Raw genomic sequence first — 16235 nt, forward strand, 5'->3', positions numbered from 1 at the left:
TGTGACCACACGAGAAGACGGTAGGGCGGACGACGAACTCCGCGAGGTCAAGATCACCCGGGGGTTCACCACTCATCCCGCGGGATCGGTTCTGGTGGAATTCGGCAACACCAGGGTGATGTGCACGGCCAGTGTGGAGGACGGTGTTCCCCGCTGGCGTCAGGGCTCCGGACTCGGCTGGTTGACGGCCGAGTACGCGATGCTGCCCGCCGCCACCCACACCCGCAGCGGCCGAGAGTCCGTCAAGGGCAAGGTCGGTGGACGTACCCAGGAGATCAGCCGATTGGTCGGCCGCTCCCTCCGCGCCTGCATCGACCTCGCCGCGATCGGTGAGAACACCATCGCCCTCGACTGCGACGTTCTGCAGGCGGACGGCGGAACCCGCACCGCCGCCATCACCGGCGCCTACGTCGCCCTCGTCGACGCGGTGACCTACCTCCGTGCCGCCGGCCGCCTCGCCGACCCCCAGCCGATCTCCTGCGGCATCGCCGCGGTGAGCGTCGGTGTCGTCGACGGCCGGGTGCGCCTCGACCTGCCGTACGAGGAGGATTCGCGCGCCGAGGTCGACATGAACGTGGTCGCCACCGACACCGGCACCCTCGTCGAAATCCAGGGCACCGGGGAAGGGGCGACCTTCCCGCGGAGCACGCTCGACAAACTCCTGGACTCGGCGTTGGCCGGGTGCGAGCAACTCTTCGAGATCCAGAAGGCCGCACTCGAACTGCCGTACCCCGGAGTGCTGCCCGAGCCGAAGGTCCCGGAGACGTCGAAGAAGAAGTTCGGGAGCTGACTCGGTGCCGGAAACCATGCGAGTACTGGTGGCCAGCCGCAACGCGAAGAAACTCCGGGAACTGCATCGCGTCCTGAGGGCCGCGGGGGTCGACGGGATCGAACTGGTCGGGCTGGATGCGGTGCCCGAATACCCCGAGGCCCCCGAAACGGGTGCCACGTTCGAGGAGAATGCTCTGGCGAAAGCGCGAGACGGCGCCTCGGTGACCGGATTACCCTGCGTCGCAGACGATTCCGGTATCGAGGTGGACGCCCTGAACGGTATGCCGGGCATCCTGTCCGCCCGCTGGTCGGGTACGCACGGCAATGATCCCGCGAATACGGCTCTCGTGCTGGCGCAGCTCGGCGACGTGCCCGACGAGCGGAGGGGAGCGGCATTCGTCTCGGCGTGTGCACTCGTCGTGCCCGGCGGTGACGAGGCAGTGGTCCGGGGAGAATGGCGGGGTAGCATCGCCCGTGAGCCCGTCGGCGACGGCGGATTCGGGTACGACCCCGTCTTCGTGCCGGAGGGTGACACCCGGTCGGCGGCCCAGCTGTCACCCGAGGAGAAGGACGCGTCCTCCCACCGCGGGCGTGCCCTGATTCAGCTGGTCCCCGCTCTGGCGGCACTCACGGGACGCTGACCTCGCTACGCTGCAGGGGTACTCATTCCGCTGTAGGGGAGGAGGTTCCCATGTCTCCGATGATGGTGCCGCAGACACCGCTCGGCTGGCTGACGTACGTGATCGCGATGATCACCGGGCAGCCGGCGATCATGTGACAGAGCGGTTCGGCTCGATCAGAGACCGAAGTCGCGGCGGACCTGCTTGGTCCGCTGGTGCTCGACGTAGAACGACAGGAACGGAATGGTGCCGGCGAGAAGCGTTCCGACCGTACGGCCCGCGGGCCAGCGCACCTTGACCGCAAGGTCGAGCGTCACCAGCAGGTAGACGAAGTACACCCAGCCGTGGACCACGGCGATCCAGGTGGGCAGGTTGTCGACCTTGAAGATGTACTTGGCCACCATTTCGGCGGTGAGGACCAGCAGCCACACGCCGGTGGCGTAGGCGAGGACGCGGTAGCGCAGGAGCGCGGGAGCGATCTTCTTCTGCTTCGCGGTGTCTGCGACCGAACCGGCAGTCGTCTCGTCTTGGCCCGTGCTCACGTGGTGCTCCTATCGGTCTCGCGAGCGGACAGCTCGGCGAGGTACTGGTTGTACTGCGAAATCTGCAGGCTCTCGAGATCGTCCGGATCGTCGTCCTCGGCCACCCGGGGGCGAGGGGGCAGGATGTCTGCCGGGATCTCCCGCAGGTCGTCGGGAGCATCCAGGACGTCGGCGGTGTCGGCCGGTTCGGCGTCCTCGAGCTGCACGAACCGGCGGTAGGCGTAGACGAAGAACGCCGCGAACAGGGGCCACTGGAATGCGTAGCCGAGATTCTGGCCGGTGCCGCCCACCGCCTCGAAACGTGTCCACTGCCACCAGCCGAGTGCAAGGCACCCCACAGCCCCGACGGCCACGAACAGGATCAGCGCGGGGCGGCGTTGCTTACGGTTTCCGGACACGTAACGACGGTACCTGAATCGCCGAATGCGCTGCTAGGAGAGGTTGCCGCTATGGCGGCGGTCACAAGTGCCGCCACGTGCGCCCGACGGGCCGCGAGGCGCTGTCGAAGATGTAACCGCCGAATGGGCGAAAAGCCCGAGAAGTGCGCGAGGGGGGACTCGAACCCCCACGTCCTTTCGGACACCAGGACCTAAACCTGACGCGGCTGCCTAATTACGCCACTCGCGCGCGATGGACAGACTACGCCATGAACCAATGCACCCCCCGCAACACATGTCAATCGGCTCGTTCGCCCCCGTCGCGGCTCTTTCATCCGGCCCACGTCGCAGTCTGGCTGTGGCAGTTGGGGCACAGGATTCGAACTTCCTCCAAGCGGGAGTCCGACGGGTCACCCCGTATGTGGGCCACGTGCAGGATCAGTGGGAGTCCGCACCAGCCGTCACCGAGGCCGCAGAGAACGCATATGTGTTCGACTCCGGCCTCGATCAGGGCCCGGCGCAACAGATGTGGTTTCACTCGTGTGCTACCTGGTGGTCGTTCCACGAGAATCTCCTCCCACGACATGCGATTGCGAGCCGGTTTGCCCTTGGTAGTAGCGCATGACACCGGCGAAGCTCGTCGATTCTGCGACCGCCTGCCCGAGCACTTCCCGCGTGTACTTCATCGCGCACCCGCCACCCGCCGCTGTGCGCGCTGGTATCGCCAGACGGCGTGGGTGAAGGCGGCGGAGGTGATCTCCAGCCGTGCTGCTGCGGCGGCGACGAGGTCTTCGGCCTGTGTTGCGGAGGCGGGTGATTCGAGTTCGAGCGCCTCACTGACGAAGTCGCACAACAATTCTCGAGATCCGGCTGTGTGGATGCCGAGTTGCATGACGAAGCAGTCCCAGGTGGCGACGCCGAACCCGGGCACCCCGACGACCGCGCTGCGCTGTGCGTCGTCGTCGCGGAGATCGGCCGAGGTGGTGCAGCCCAGTCCGGTGAGCGCGCGTGCTGCCGACGCGACGGCCTCGGCCTTGGTGGTGTAGTTCCCGGGTACCCGCTGCCTGTTGTCCAGGATCTCGAGGAGGCTCTCGGGCTCGTCGGCGTGTGCGGCGAGTGCGGTCAGGTCGTCGAGAGGCGCGGTGCGGTGATCGCGCCAGCGGGTGATGACGGCGCGGACGCCCGAGGTGGGCGTGCCGTACGTGGCGCGGGCCGTGAATGCCGCATCGAGGAGACCGGCTTCGATCTCCTGCGGCCATCCCTCCGTCCAGTGCGGCCAGGAGTCCCTCGGCAGCTCGGCTTCGACGTGGTCGAGTAGGGCGCGGACGTGTGCAGTGCTCATTTCTTCCCCCCGGGAGAATGGCTGTGTGCGGTTCCTGGATCGAACACTAGTGCGAGGGTCCGACAGGTTCGGTTTCGTTGCTGTGTGGGCCCCGCTTCGAGGGTGCAGACGTGCATGAACCTGGGACTTCGTCAAGGTGGTAACGAATTGATAACGATTAACGTGAGGCTTTCCTCAGGTTCTTGGACGTCCTTGCACCGCCACGTCCAGCGACGACGCAATCTACTCGTCGGTCACTTCACGGAAGGTCTGTGAGGGACATCACGCGATATTTCTCCGATGCGTGGCTGTGACAACCCTGCGGCTTTTGAACGTGAGGAAATCCTCATGATTCTGTGTCAACCTTGAACAGCCCGGAAGAGCTGATCAGAGCCGATACAGCAGGCACACGATGCCGAGGGCGGCAGACACTATCCCCACCTCCCCCCAGAGGGGACCAGGAGAGGACATACGCGTGACGATTGACGACACGACACCCGCAGGAAACGGAAACAACTCGAAGGGTTCGCGGCGCATCGGCGTAGACCGGGACGACACTCGGTCGTCGAGCAAGGGCACCCTCGTGGATCGTCTGCTCGGAGGTGAGCCGTACGCGCTCGCCTTCGGTGGTCAGGGTGCGCCCTGGCTGAGCTCGCTCGAGGAACTGAGTCGCGACAACGGTCTCGAGCCGGCGCTCACCACCATCGTCAACGACGCGGCCGACTACCTGGCCCCCGTGGCGCAGGAACTGCTCGTCGTGCGCCCGGTCGGATTCGACCCCATCGCATGGATCCTCGAGCAGGAACTCGCCGACGAAGAGGACGGCGCCCAGGCGGCCGGCCCCTCCGCGGCTGCACTCACCTCGGCGGCGGTGTCCCTTCCCGGCGTCTTCCTCACCCAGATCGCAGCGCTGCGTGCGCTGGCAGCTCAGGGCCTCGATCCCGCGGTAACGGCTCCCGTGTCGGTGATCGGCCACTCCCAGGGACTCCTCGCCGCGGAGGCCGTTGCCTCCTCGGGTCAGAAGGACGGCGAACTCCTCGCCCTCGCTCAGCTCATCGGTGCAGCCGCCGGTCTGGTCGGCCGTCGTCGCGGAGTGATCTCCGCCGCCGACTCCACCCCGATGCTGGCTGTCTCCAACGTCGACCCGGAACGACTCCGTCAGATCGTCGAGGAGCTCGCGGAGGGTCTCGAGCCCGAGCGTGCAGCCGTCCTCGGTATCCGTAACGCCCGTCGTCGCGTCGTGCTGTCCGGCCCGCCCGCACAGCTGGCACGCGTCCAGCAGCGTTGCGAGCAGATCGAGGCCGACGAGGCCCGTGAGCGCGACGCCAAGAAGCGTGGCGGCTCCATCTTCGCGCCGGTCTTCGAGCCCCTCTCCGTCGAGATCGGCTTCCACCACCCCGCACTCGCGGAGACGATCGACATCGTCGGCCAGTGGGCCGTGCGTTGCGGTCTCGACGAGGAGAAGGCCCGCGCCCTCACGAGCGCCTGCCTCGTCGATCCCGTCGACTGGGTCGGTGCCGTCGACAGCACCATCGAAGCCGGTGCCGCGTGGATCCTCGACCTCGGACCCGGTGACCTGCTCACCCGCATGACATCCGCCAGTGTCCGCGGCCAGGGCGTCGGCATCGTCGCCGCCGCGACCCGTGGCGGTAACCGCAACCTGCTCACCCCGGGCGCAACCCCCGAGGTTCCCGCCGCGTGGACCGAGTTCCTCCCGAAGCCGGTGTCGCTGCCGGGCGGCCGCATCGGCGTCGAGACCGCATTCACGAAGCTGACCGGTCGTTCGCCGATCCTGCTCGCCGGCATGACCCCGACCACGGTCGACCCGAAGATCGTCGCCGCAGCCGCCAACGCAGGCCACTGGGCCGAGCTCGCCGGCGGTGGCCAGGTCACCGAGCAGATCTTCGCCGACAACGTCGAGAAGCTCACCGGGCTGCTCGAGCCGGGCCGCGCCGTGCAGTTCAACTCGATGTTCCTCGACCCGTACCTGTGGAAGCTCCACGTCGGTGGCAAGCGCCTCGTTCCGAAGGCCCGCGCCGCCGGTGCCCCGTTCGACGGCGTCGTCGTCACCGCCGGTATCCCCGAGCTCGAGGACGCCGTCTCCATCATCGGGGACCTCACCGATGCCGGGTTCAGCTACGTCGCGTTCAAGCCGGGCACGGTCGCGCAGATCCGCTCGGTCATCCGCATCGCCAACGAAGTTCCCTCGTTCCCCGTCATCGCCCACATCGAGGGCGGCCGCGCCGGTGGCCACCACTCGTGGGAAGACCTGGACGACCTCCTCCTCGACACCTACGCCGAGCTGCGTACCCGGCCGAACCTGGTTCTGTGCGTCGGTGGCGGCATCGGCACGCCCGAGCAGGCCGCCGACTACCTGACCGGCCGCTGGTCCGTCGCGCACGGCTTCCCGGCCATGCCGCTGGACGGCATCCTGGTCGGCACCGCCGCCATGGCCACCCTCGAGGCCACCACGTCTCCCGAGGTCAAGCAGCTCCTCGTCGACACCCCCGGTACGCCGGACTGGGTCGGTGCGGGCACCGCCGAGGGCGGCATGGCCTCCGGCCGTAGCCAGCTCGGCGCCGACATCCACGAGATCGACAACGCCGCATCCCGCACCGGCCGCCTGCTCGACGATGTCGCCGGAGACGCCGACGCCGTCGCGGATCGTCGCGACGAGATCATCGAGGCACTGAACATCACGGCCAAGCCGTACTTCGGCGACATCGCGACGATGACGTACGAGCAGTGGCTGCGCCGCTACCTCGAGCTGGCCGTCGGCATCGACGCCGCGAAGGCATTCGACTGCGGCTCCGACCTCCAGGACGCCATCACCGAGGCCAACGAGAGCCCGTGGCTCGACATCACCTGGCGTGCGCGCTTCGGTGAGATGCTGCAGCGCACCGAGTCGCGTCTGCACCCGGTCGACCGTGGCCCCATCCCGACCCTGTTCGCCGACGACGTGATCCTCGAGCGTCCCGAGGCGGCCATCTGCGCCCTGCAGGCGCAGTACCCCGACTACGCCACCACGGTTCTGCACCCCGCGGACGTCTCGTTCTTCGTCTCGCTGTGCAAGACCCCCGGCAAGCCGGTCAACTTCGTGCCCGTCGTCGACGGTGACGTCCGCCGCTGGTGGCGTTCCGACTCGCTGTGGCAGGCGCACGATCCCCGCTACACGGCCGACCAGGTCTGCGTCATCCCCGGCACCGTCGCCGTCGCCGGCATCACGCGAGTCGACGAGCCCGTCGGCGAGCTGCTCGACCGCTTCGAGAAGGCCACCTACGACGAGCTGGTCACCGCCGGTGCCGCGCCGCTGTCGCTGCCCGCACGCCGTCACGCGGACATCGCCCGCGGTCTCCTGGACACCGTCCTGTCGGCTCCCGACATCCAGTGGGCCTCGCGCCTGACCCTGAACCCGGTTCGCCGGCTCGGTGACCTCGACAAGTGGTCGATCGAGTCCGACGTCCGCGCGGTGCACGAGACCACCGGTGCCGAGCTGTCCGTGATCGACGACCAGCAGGTGCTCCTCACCGTCCCGCTGGTGGCAGGCAAGTCCGTCGAGATCACCATCACCGTTCCCGCATCCGTCGCCGACGGTGGCGCCCCCGTGGTCACCGAGGCCGACGCGGAGAAGTCGATGACGGCCCTCCTCTCGGTCGCCGCCGGCCAGGAACTGCCCACCGTCAAAAACGGTGTCGCACGGCTCAACCTCGCCTGGATGCCCGACCTGGTCGCCGACCACGCCGGTGTCACCGGCTCGGGTCTGCCCACGACGCTGAGCGTCAGCGGCAAGGCTGTCCCGGACGTCGTCGTCGGCGCCTGCTGGCCGGCCGTGTTCGCCGTGCTCGGTGCCGCGAAGACCGAGGACTCGCTCTCCGTCATCGAGGGCATGCTCGACCTGGTCCACCTGGACCACGGTGTCGATTTCGTCGGCGAACTGCCGTCGGAGACCAGCATTCTCGTGGTCAAGGCCGAGGTCGCCTCGGTTCTCGACACCGACCTGGGCCGCGTCGTCGAGGTCAAGGTCGAGGTCGGCGCCATGCTCGGCGAGGGCCTGGACGCGCCCGCCGTCGTCACCCTGTCCGAGCGCTTCGCGATCCGCGGCCGCATCGGCAAGGGCGAACTGACCGACCCGGCCCGCGCCGGTGGCTCGCTCAGCGACGAGACTGTCGAGACCCCGCGTCGCCGTCGCCGCGACACCACGATCGTCGCTCCCCGCAACATGGGCTCCTTCGCCCAGGTGTCGGGCGATCACAACCCGATCCACACCTCCGACAACGCGGCACTGCTCGCCGGCCTCGGCAGCCCGATCGTGCACGGCATGTGGCTCTCCGCCGCTGCCCAGCAGGTCGTCACCGCCGTGGACCCGGCCGAGACCAAGACGCCGCCGCGTCGTCTCACCGCCTGGACCGCACGCTTCCTGGGCATGGTTCGCCCCGGTGCCGAGATCGACGTCCGCGTCGACCGCGTCGCCGTGGACCGTGGTGCCGAGATCGTCGAGGTCGGTTGCCGCATCGACGGTGAACTGGTGATGGTCGCGACGGGTCGCACCGCGGCCCCGAAGACCGTCTACGCGTTCCCCGGACAGGGCATCCAGCGTCCCGGCATGGGCCTCGACGCCCGCGCCCGCTCCAAGGCCGCCCGCGAGATCTGGGACCGCGCCGACAAGCACACCCGCAAGGCTCTCGGCTTCTCGATCCTCGCCGTGGTCCGCGACAACCCGACGGTCGTCAAGGCCCGTGGTGTCGAGCACAAGCACCCGGACGGTGTTCTGCACCTGACCCAGTTCACCCAGGTCGCGATGGCGACGCTCGGTGTGGCTCAGGTCGCCGAGCTTCGCGAGTCCGGTGCCTTCGTCGAGGGTGCCCTGCTCGCAGGCCACTCCGTCGGTGAGTACAACGCTCTCGCCGCCGTCGCCGGTGTGCTGCCTCTCGAAGCCGTTCTCGAGGTGGTCTTCCAGCGTGGCTCCGCGATGCACGCACTCGTTCCCCGCGACGAGGCCGGCCGCTCCGACTACCGGATGGCCGCCATCCGCCCGTCGCAGATCGGTCTGGCCGACGACGACGTCGAGGCGTTCGTCGCCGGTGTCGCCGAGGCGACCGGTGAGTTCCTGCAGATCGTGAACCTGAACCTGCGTGGCTCGCAGTACGCCATCGCCGGTACGGTCGCCGGACTCAACGCGCTGGAGGTCGAAATCGACATCCGCCGTGAGGCTTTCGGTGGCAAGCGCGCGTACATCATGGTCCCGGGCATCGACGTTCCGTTCCACTCGACGGTGCTGCGCGGCGGTGTCGACGACTTCCGCGGACGTCTCGAGGAACTGCTTCCGAAGGACATCGACCCGGCCATCCTGATCGGGCGCTACATCCCGAACCTGGTCCCCAAGCCGTTCTCCCTGAAGAAGGAGTTCGTGCAGGAGATCGCCGACCTGGTGCCGTCGAAGCCCCTCGACAAGGTGCTGAAGGACTTCGACTCCTGGGCGAAGAAGCCGGTCCAGCTCACCCGCGTGGTCCTCACCGAGCTCCTGGCCTGGCAGTTCGCCAGCCCGGTGCGCTGGATCGAGACGCAGGATCTGCTGTTCGGCGACGAGTCCGAAGGTGGACTGGGTGTCGAGCGGTTCGTCGAGATCGGCCTGGGCTCCGTCCCGACCGTCGCGAACCTCGCGTCGCAGACCCTGAAGCTGCCGGGCCGCTTCGGCTACCCGGTCGAGGTCCTGAACATCGAGCGTGAAGCCGGCATCGTCTACTCCACCGACGTCGATCCGGCGCCGGTCGAGGACGACGAGCCGGAAGCTCCCGCTGCTGCGGCTCCCGCCGCTGCCGCCGCCCCCGCGGCTGCGCCGGCTCCGGCCGCCGCACCGTCCGGTGGACCGCGTCCCGACGACATCGCGTTCAAGGCAGCCGACGCCACCAAGGTCCTGATCAGCCTGTGGACCAAGCTCCGTCCCGATCAGGTCGGACCTGTCGACACGATCGAGGCGCTGTGCGACGGCGTGTCCTCGCGGCGTAACCAGCTGCTCGTCGACCTCGGCTCCGAGCTCTCGCTCGGCGCGATCGACGGTGCGGCCGACGCCGACATGGGCTCGCTCGCCGGCACGGTCGACTCGCTGGCCCGCACCTACAAGCCGTTCGGCCCGGTGCTGTCCGACTCGATCAACGACCACCTCCGCAAGGTCTTCGGCCCGTCGGGTCGTCGTCCCGCGGCGATCGCGGACCGTGTGAAGAAGGTCTGGGAACTCGGCGAGGGCTGGGCATACCACGTCACCGCCGAGGTGGCGCTCGGAACCCGCGACGGTTCCAGCATCCGTGGTGGTGACCTCGGCGGCCTGGCCGGCGGCGGTCTCGCCGACGGCGCCGCGGTGGACGCCGTCATCGACAGCGCGGTGGCCGCAGTGGCCTCGCGCCGCGGCATCAGCGTCTCCCTCCCGTCCTCGGGTGGCGGCGCCGGTGGCACCGTCGACGCCGCGGCGCTGGGTGAGTTCACCGAGCACATCACCGGTCGCGACGGCGTGCTGGCATCGGCCGCCCGCCTCGTGCTCGAGCAGCTCGGGTTCGCCGGCGACACGGCGGCGGCAACGCAGCCGTCCGACACCGAACTCGTCGACCTCGTGTCGGCGGAACTCGGTTCCGACTGGCCGCGACTCGTCGCTCCGGCATTCGACGCCAAGCGTGCGGTGCTGCTCGACGACCGTTGGGCCAGCGCACGTGAGGACCTGGCCCGGCTGTGGATCGACGCGGCAGGCGTGGAGTCTCTCGAGATCGAAGGCTTCGCCGGTGCAGGCAAGTCCGTTGCGGCGCAGGCCGCATGGTGGCAGGCTCGCGCAACCGACGAGGGCCGCACGGCTCTGGCCGAGAAGTACGGACGCATCGCGGAGGCGGCAGCCGTCGTCACCGACGAGACCCCGGAATGGGCCGACCAGGTCGCCGTCGTCACCGGTGCCAGCAAGGGTTCCATCGCGGCCTCGGTCGCAGGCAAGCTCCTCGCCGGCGGCGCGACGGTCTTCGTGACCACCTCGCGTCTCGACGACAAGCGTCTCGGCTTCTACCGCGACCTGTACCGCCGCAATGCTCGCGCCGGTGCCGCCCTGTGGGTGGTTCCCGCGAACATGGCGTCCTACACGGACATCGACGCACTCATCGAGTGGATCGGTGAAGCCCAGTACGAGACGGCCGGTGGATCGAAGAAGCTCGTCAAGGAAGCGGTCACCCCGACGCTGCTGTTCCCGTTCGCCGCGCCCCGCGTGGCAGGCGACCTCGCCGACGCCGGCGCCCGCGCCGAAATGGAGATGCGTGTTCTCCTGTGGTCGGTGGAGCGCCTGATCGGCGGGCTGTCGAAGATCGGTTACGACCGTGACGTCGACACCCACCTGCACGTCGTCCTGCCCGGTTCCCCGAACCGCGGCCTGTTCGGTGGCGACGGTGCGTACGGCGAGGCCAAGGCCGCGCTGGACGCTGTGGTCGGCCGCTGGAAGGCCGAGCGCAACTGGGCCGAGCGCGTCACCCTGGTGCACGCTCTCATCGGCTGGGTCCGCGGAACCGGCCTCATGGGCGGCAACGACCCGCTGGTCGAGGCCGTCGAAGGTGCCGGAGTCCGTACCTGGTCCACCCAGGAAATGGCCACCGAGCTGCTGCAGTGGTGCGAGCCCGAGGCACGTCGCCTCGCCTCCACCGAGCCGCTCGCGGCCGACCTGACCGGTGGGCTCGCCCAGGCGAACCTGGATCTGCCCGCGCTGGCGAAGCAGGCTCAGGACGCTGCGACCGCTGCTGCAGAGGCCGACGCGGACGCCGCCGAGCTCGACACCATCGCGGCTCTGCCCGCCCCGCCGCGGGTCTCCGCGTCGGTGGCACCGGCCTGGTCCGGAGTCACCGCGGCTCCCGAGGACCTCGTCGTCATCGTCGGTGCCGGTGAGCTCGGACCGTTCGGTTCCTCGCGTACCCGCTTCGAGATGGAGGTCGACGAAGAGCTTTCGGCGGCAGGCGTTCTCGAACTCGCCTGGAACACCGGACTCGTCGTGTGGGAAACCACGCCGTCCGCCGGCTGGTACGACGCCGAGACCGGGGAACTGGTTCCGGAGGCCGAGATCGCGGACCGGTACCACGATCGGGTCGTCGAGAACTGCGGCATCCGCCGCTACGCCGACGACGGTTCCATGATCGAGAACACCGCGCCGCTGCTCACGTCGGTCTTCCTCGACAAGGACCTGAGCTTCGTGGTCAGCACCGAGGCGGAGGCACTGGCCTTCGTCGAGGCCGACCCGGAGAACACGGTCGCGACGCCGGTTCCGGACAGCGGTGACTGGCAGGTCACGCGCCGTGCCGGCACCGAGATCCGCGTGCCCCGCAAGATGAAGCTCACGCGCAGCGTGGGTGGTCAGATCCCGACCGGATTCGACGTCACCAAGTGGGGCATCCCCGCCGACATGGCCGACTCCGTCGACCGCGTGGGCCTGTGGAACATCGTCGCCACGGTGGACGCGTTCCTCACCGGTGGATTCACGCCCAGCGAACTGCTGCGGTGGGTGCACCCCTCGCTGGTCGCCAACACCCAGGGCACCGGCATGGGCGGCATGACCTCCATGAGGTCGCTGTACATCGACACGCTGCTCGGCGAGAACCGGCCGAACGACATCCTGCAGGAAGCCCTGCCGAATGTGATTGCGGCGCACGTGGTCCAGTCCTACGTCGGCGGTTACGGCGCCATGGTCCACCCGGTTGCGGCGTGCGCCACGGCCGCGGTGTCCGTCGAGGAGGGCGTCGACAAGATCAAGCTCGGCAAGGCCCAGCTCGTGGTCGCCGGCGGGTTCGACGACCTCAGCGCGGAGGGCATCATCGGATTCGGTGACATGTCCGCCACGGCCAAGACCGACGACATGCGTGCCAAGGGCATCGACGACCGTCGATTCTCACGGGCGAACGACCGTCGTCGCGGCGGGTTCGTCGAGTCGCAGGGTGGTGGCACCATCCTGCTGGCCCGCGGTGACCTGGCACTCGAGATGGGCCTGCCCGTCCTCGGTGTGGTCGCCTATGCCGGCTCGTTCGCGGACGGTGTCCACACCTCGATCCCGGCTCCCGGAATCGGTGCGCTCGGCGCGGGTCGTGGTGGAGCGGATTCGCAGCTCGCCCTGTCCCTCGGCAAGCTCGGTGTGAGTGCCGACGACATCTCGGTGATCTCCAAGCACGACACCTCCACCGCGGCCAACGACCCCAACGAGGCGGAGCTGCACGAGCGCCTCGCCGGGGCACTCGGCCGCAGCGAAGGTGCACCGCTGTTCGTCGTCTCGCAGAAGAGCCTCACCGGACACGCCAAGGGTGGTGCCGCAGCATTCCAGCTGATCGGTCTCTGCCAGGTGCTGGACCAGGGCATCGTGCCGCCGAACCGCAGCCTGGACTGCGTCGACGAGAAGATGGCCGAGTTCGAACACCTCGTGTGGGCTCGGGAGCCGCTCCGCTTCGGCGAGCAGTTCCCGCTGAAGGCCGGTCTGCTGACCAGCCTCGGCTTCGGGCACGTGTCGGGCATGGTCGCCGTGGTGCACCCGCAGGCGTTCGTCGAGGCGATCCCGGCCGACAAGCGTGAGGCGTACCTCGAGCAGGCACGCAAGCGCACCGTCGAGGGTCAGCGTCGTCTGGCCAAGGCCATGGTCGGTGGCGGCAGCCTGTACGAGCGTCCGGCGGATCGTCGCTTCGGCGGCGACAGCGTCCCGGCCGCAGCGTCCCGTCAGCTCGAGGCGGACGTCCTGCTCACCGAGGCCGCGCGCCTGGGAGCGGACGACGTGTACAGCTCGGGTCTGCCCGGCTGCAAGTAGGAACGACGGATGGGAGTTCTGGGGATCGGCTTCGATCTCGTGACGGTGTCGGAGTTCGCCGAGCAGCTGGACCGGCCAGGGACGGCAATGCTCGACAACTTCACACCGGGCGAGCGTCGGGACGCCGTGACCCGGAGCTCCGATCCGGCTAGACATTTCGCTGCCCGGTGGGCTGCGAAGGAGGCAGTGATCAAGGCTTGGTCCACGTCCCTCTTCGCCAGCCCGCCGGTGCTGCCCGAGATGATCCACCACCTGATCGAGGTGGTGACGGATGCGTGGGGGCGACCGAGTATCCGCTTACGCGGTGACGTCGCCAAGCATCTGACGGATGTGAAGATCCACATCTCCCTCACCCACGACGGAGACATGGCCGGCGCGTTCGCCGTCATCGAGTCCCTGTAGGCGCCTTCGGCGCTCGTGCGCCCTTCTGGTAGCTCCGGCAACCGGAAGGGCGCACGAGCGTGTAGCGGCTAGGTGGAGCGCGATTCCTTCTCGGCGACCAGCAGGTACGCCACCATCAGCCGTTTGAGTTCGGCGACGGCGTCCGCGTGGCTCTGGTTGTCCTGCACCGAGAAGTTGAGCATCGAATACACGACGTGGACGAGCACCTCGGCCATCATCGTGCGCCGCTCCCGCGACGTCTGCGGGGTGAGTGGCGCGAGCATCCGTGAGACCTGCTCCGCGAACGCCTTCTCGTGGATGGCCCCGGTGGCGCGCGTGGAGGGGGTCGACTGCATCGCCAGCCACACCTCCCGCCTCGACGGGTCGGACGTCCACAGGCCCGCCATGTGATCGACGAAGGAATTGAGGAACCGTAGCCAGTCGAGGGACGGGACCTCACCGTTGAACTGGGCGATCTCGTGCTGCACGCCGACGAGGTCCTGCCGGTTGAGCTCGCAGACGATCACGTACTTGTTCGCGAAGAACTGGTAGAGGGTGCCGATCGGGACGTCCGCGCGTGCGGCGACCTCCTCGCACGTGAACGATTCGAATCCCACGTCTACCAGCAACTCCCGCGATGCCGTGAGCAGCGCGTCGAACTTGCGGCGACTACGTTCCTGGGTCGGACGTCTGCGGGGCAGCAGCTCCTGCGGGTCCGACTGCAGCTCCAACGCCGGGTCCACACGGCGCGGCGCTTGCTTGCTGACTGAAGACTCCACCGCCCCAGGCTATCCGTCTTTCGTCCGGATTCCGAAGATCCCTCCCGGTGACGCGTCAGGTTTCACCTGGCGGAGACGACTCATCGCGTCGTTCTCTGGGTGAACGATGTGATCGCCCACAAGTAGCCGACGCAGGCTATTCCGACACACCACAACACCCCGATCAGCGCTGTGTCGTCGACGGGTGCGCGGACCAGCAGGCCACGGACCGTCCTCGGTGCCGGCGAGGAGCCCGAGCGCGGTCAGCCACTGCATCGGGCCGGCGGTGGGCCGGAATCCAGGTCGACTACGCCCGCTGCTCGACGGCATCGAACGGCTCGCGGGCGGCTGACGAGTCGCAGCCGCCCGGGCGTCGATCAGACGGACAGGTCCCGTCGCAGCTTCGCGACGTGGCCGGTGGCGCGGACGTTGTACTGGGCCACCTCGATCTTGCCGTCCTCGTCGACGAGGAACGTGGAGCGGATGACACCCTGCACCGTCTTGCCGTACATCTTCTTCTCGCCGAACGCGCCCCACGCCTCGAGCGTCGTCTTCTCGGGGTCGGAGAGGAGGGGGAACGTCAGTTCCTCGGCGTCGCGGAACTTGGCCAGCTTCGCCGGCTTGTCGGGGGAGATTCCGATCACGTCCAGACCGGCGCCGTTCAGGTCGGCGAGATTGTCGCGGAAGTCGCAGGCCTGTTTGGTGCAGCCCGGCGTGCTTGCCGCCGGGTAGAAGTACACGACGACCTTGCGGCCGCGGTAGTCGGCGAGCGACACGTCGTTGCCGTCGGCGTCGGGCAGCGTGAAGGCGGGGGCGGTGTCTCCGGGGGCGAGTCTGCTGTTGTCGGTCACGAGAAGTCAGGCTACCGGGAAGGTCTGACCGTGAGCCGAAGCGCGATCGGGGGAGACGGAGTCGCAGGTCGCGTGTTCTCGTCTACGGTTGACGCAAGTGTGGGATCGCCGCGGTAGCGTCGCTCTCGCTGATCGAACAGTCGAACAAGTTGGAGGACACGTGCCCAGGGACACCGAGAGCATCGAGCGTGAGATCGAGAACGCGCGTAATCAGCTCGCGAGCACTCTCGACGAATTGACGGTCCGCACCAACCCGAAGCGTCTCATGGAGAACACGAAGCGGACGCTGATCGCCAAGCTGAACGAGCCGGCGGTCAAGTACGGACTGATCGCCGTGGGTGCGGTGGCAGGGCTCCTGGTGCTCCGCAAAGCGTTGCGCTGAACGACCCTCGAACGGGCCGTCGGGTGTGAAGTTCGCAGGGACTTCACGTTCCGGCGGCCCGTTCGTCATCTGACCGCCCCGCACCCACGCTGTGATGGTGGTGACATGAAAAAGGCCCCCATCCTCGTGAGAGGATGGGGGCCTTCGTGCAAGTGCGCCCACAGGGACTCGAACCCCGGACCCAGTGATTAAGAGTCACTTGCTCTACCAACTGAGCTATAGGCGCTCGCTCTTGCGAGACAGAACATTAGCGGGTCGCTTCTCGGGAATGCAAATCGCCTGGTGGCGAGTCCCGGCGGCGACCCACTCCGTGCGGTGGCGCGTAACGAGAGCGCCCCTGGTCACGATTGATATTCGAACGTTATTGAGCGGCCCGGCGCTTGGTTGGAACCGGTCTCCAGTGGCTGGCATCATTGGAAACCACACGGTCTCG

General features: G+C 68.2%; 10 protein-coding genes, 2 tRNA genes and 1 pseudogene. 5 read left to right on the forward strand and 8 right to left on the reverse strand.

Annotation, left to right across the window (positions count from 1 at the left end):
* Position 1 precedes the first annotated feature (1 nt).
* Both rph and rdgB read left to right on the forward strand, forming a co-directional pair.
* A complete protein-coding gene (rph, locus tag RJ1_RS12365; RefSeq protein WP_005248301.1) occupies positions 2-790 on the forward strand; it encodes a ribonuclease PH in 789 nt (262 codons plus the stop codon).
* Between the two features lie 16 nt (positions 791-806).
* Positions 807-1412, forward strand: coding sequence for an RdgB/HAM1 family non-canonical purine NTP pyrophosphatase (rdgB, locus tag RJ1_RS12370; RefSeq protein ID WP_073360395.1), 606 nt, complete (start codon positions 807-809; stop codon positions 1410-1412).
* Between the two features lie 155 nt (positions 1413-1567).
* Here the strand turns inward: rdgB and RJ1_RS12375 are convergent, their stop codons facing one another.
* From RJ1_RS12375 to RJ1_RS12395, 5 genes and pseudogenes are all read right to left on the reverse strand, one after another.
* Complete coding sequence (locus RJ1_RS12375; RefSeq protein WP_005248298.1) at positions 1568-1933, reverse strand: DUF3817 domain-containing protein; 366 nt, start codon at positions 1931-1933, stop codon at positions 1568-1570.
* The gene (locus RJ1_RS12380) at positions 1930-2331 is read right to left on the reverse strand and encodes a transcriptional regulator (RefSeq protein WP_073360266.1); all 402 of its coding nucleotides are present in this window, start codon (positions 2329-2331) and stop codon (positions 1930-1932) included. Before RJ1_RS12380 ends, RJ1_RS12375 begins: the two co-directional genes overlap by 4 nt.
* 144 nt (positions 2332-2475) lie before the next feature.
* A tRNA-Leu gene (locus RJ1_RS12385) sits at positions 2476-2560 on the reverse strand.
* An 81-nt stretch (positions 2561-2641) separates the two neighbouring features.
* Positions 2642-2996 (reverse strand): annotated as a pseudogene (locus tag RJ1_RS49260) (HNH endonuclease).
* Complete coding sequence (locus RJ1_RS12395) at positions 2993-3652, reverse strand: DUF8548 family protein (RefSeq protein WP_073360268.1); 660 nt, start codon at positions 3650-3652, stop codon at positions 2993-2995. The pseudogene RJ1_RS49260 and the gene RJ1_RS12395 overlap by 4 nt, the downstream one beginning before the upstream one ends.
* Before the next feature lie 454 nt (positions 3653-4106).
* Between RJ1_RS12395 and RJ1_RS12400 the strand changes: the two genes are divergently transcribed.
* Together RJ1_RS12400 and acpS are read left to right on the forward strand one after the other, a co-directional pair.
* Entirely contained in the window at positions 4107-13430 is a 9324-nt protein-coding gene (locus RJ1_RS12400; protein ID WP_073360270.1) for a type I polyketide synthase, read from the forward strand.
* A 9-nt stretch (positions 13431-13439) separates the two neighbouring features.
* Positions 13440-13832: a holo-ACP synthase AcpS gene (gene acpS / locus RJ1_RS12405; protein WP_005248288.1), complete on the forward strand. Its 393-nt coding sequence runs from the start codon at positions 13440-13442 to the stop codon at positions 13830-13832.
* A gap of 68 nt (positions 13833-13900) precedes the next feature.
* On the opposite strand, the gene RJ1_RS12410 is transcribed toward acpS, so the two are convergent.
* Both RJ1_RS12410 and bcp read right to left on the reverse strand, forming a co-directional pair.
* Positions 13901-14590, reverse strand: a complete 690-nt coding sequence (locus RJ1_RS12410) for a TetR family transcriptional regulator (protein ID WP_005248286.1) — start codon at positions 14588-14590, stop codon at positions 13901-13903.
* A gap of 356 nt (positions 14591-14946) precedes the next feature.
* Positions 14947-15420, reverse strand: a complete 474-nt coding sequence (bcp, locus tag RJ1_RS12420) for a thioredoxin-dependent thiol peroxidase (protein WP_073360272.1) — start codon at positions 15418-15420, stop codon at positions 14947-14949.
* Positions 15421-15580: 160 nt separating this feature from the next.
* Here bcp and RJ1_RS12425 point away from each other — a divergent pair, with 160 nt between their 5' ends.
* Entirely contained in the window at positions 15581-15802 is a 222-nt protein-coding gene (locus RJ1_RS12425; RefSeq protein ID WP_005248277.1) for a DUF3618 domain-containing protein, read from the forward strand.
* Positions 15803-15955: 153 nt separating this feature from the next.
* Here RJ1_RS12425 and RJ1_RS12430 read toward each other — a convergent pair.
* Positions 15956-16028, reverse strand: a tRNA-Lys gene (locus tag RJ1_RS12430).
* Positions 16029-16235: the final 207 nt, after the last annotated feature.

The sequence above is a fragment of the Rhodococcus jostii NBRC 16295 genome (assembly GCF_001894825.1).
GTDB classification, from domain to species: domain Bacteria; phylum Actinomycetota; class Actinomycetes; order Mycobacteriales; family Mycobacteriaceae; genus Rhodococcus_F; species Rhodococcus_F jostii.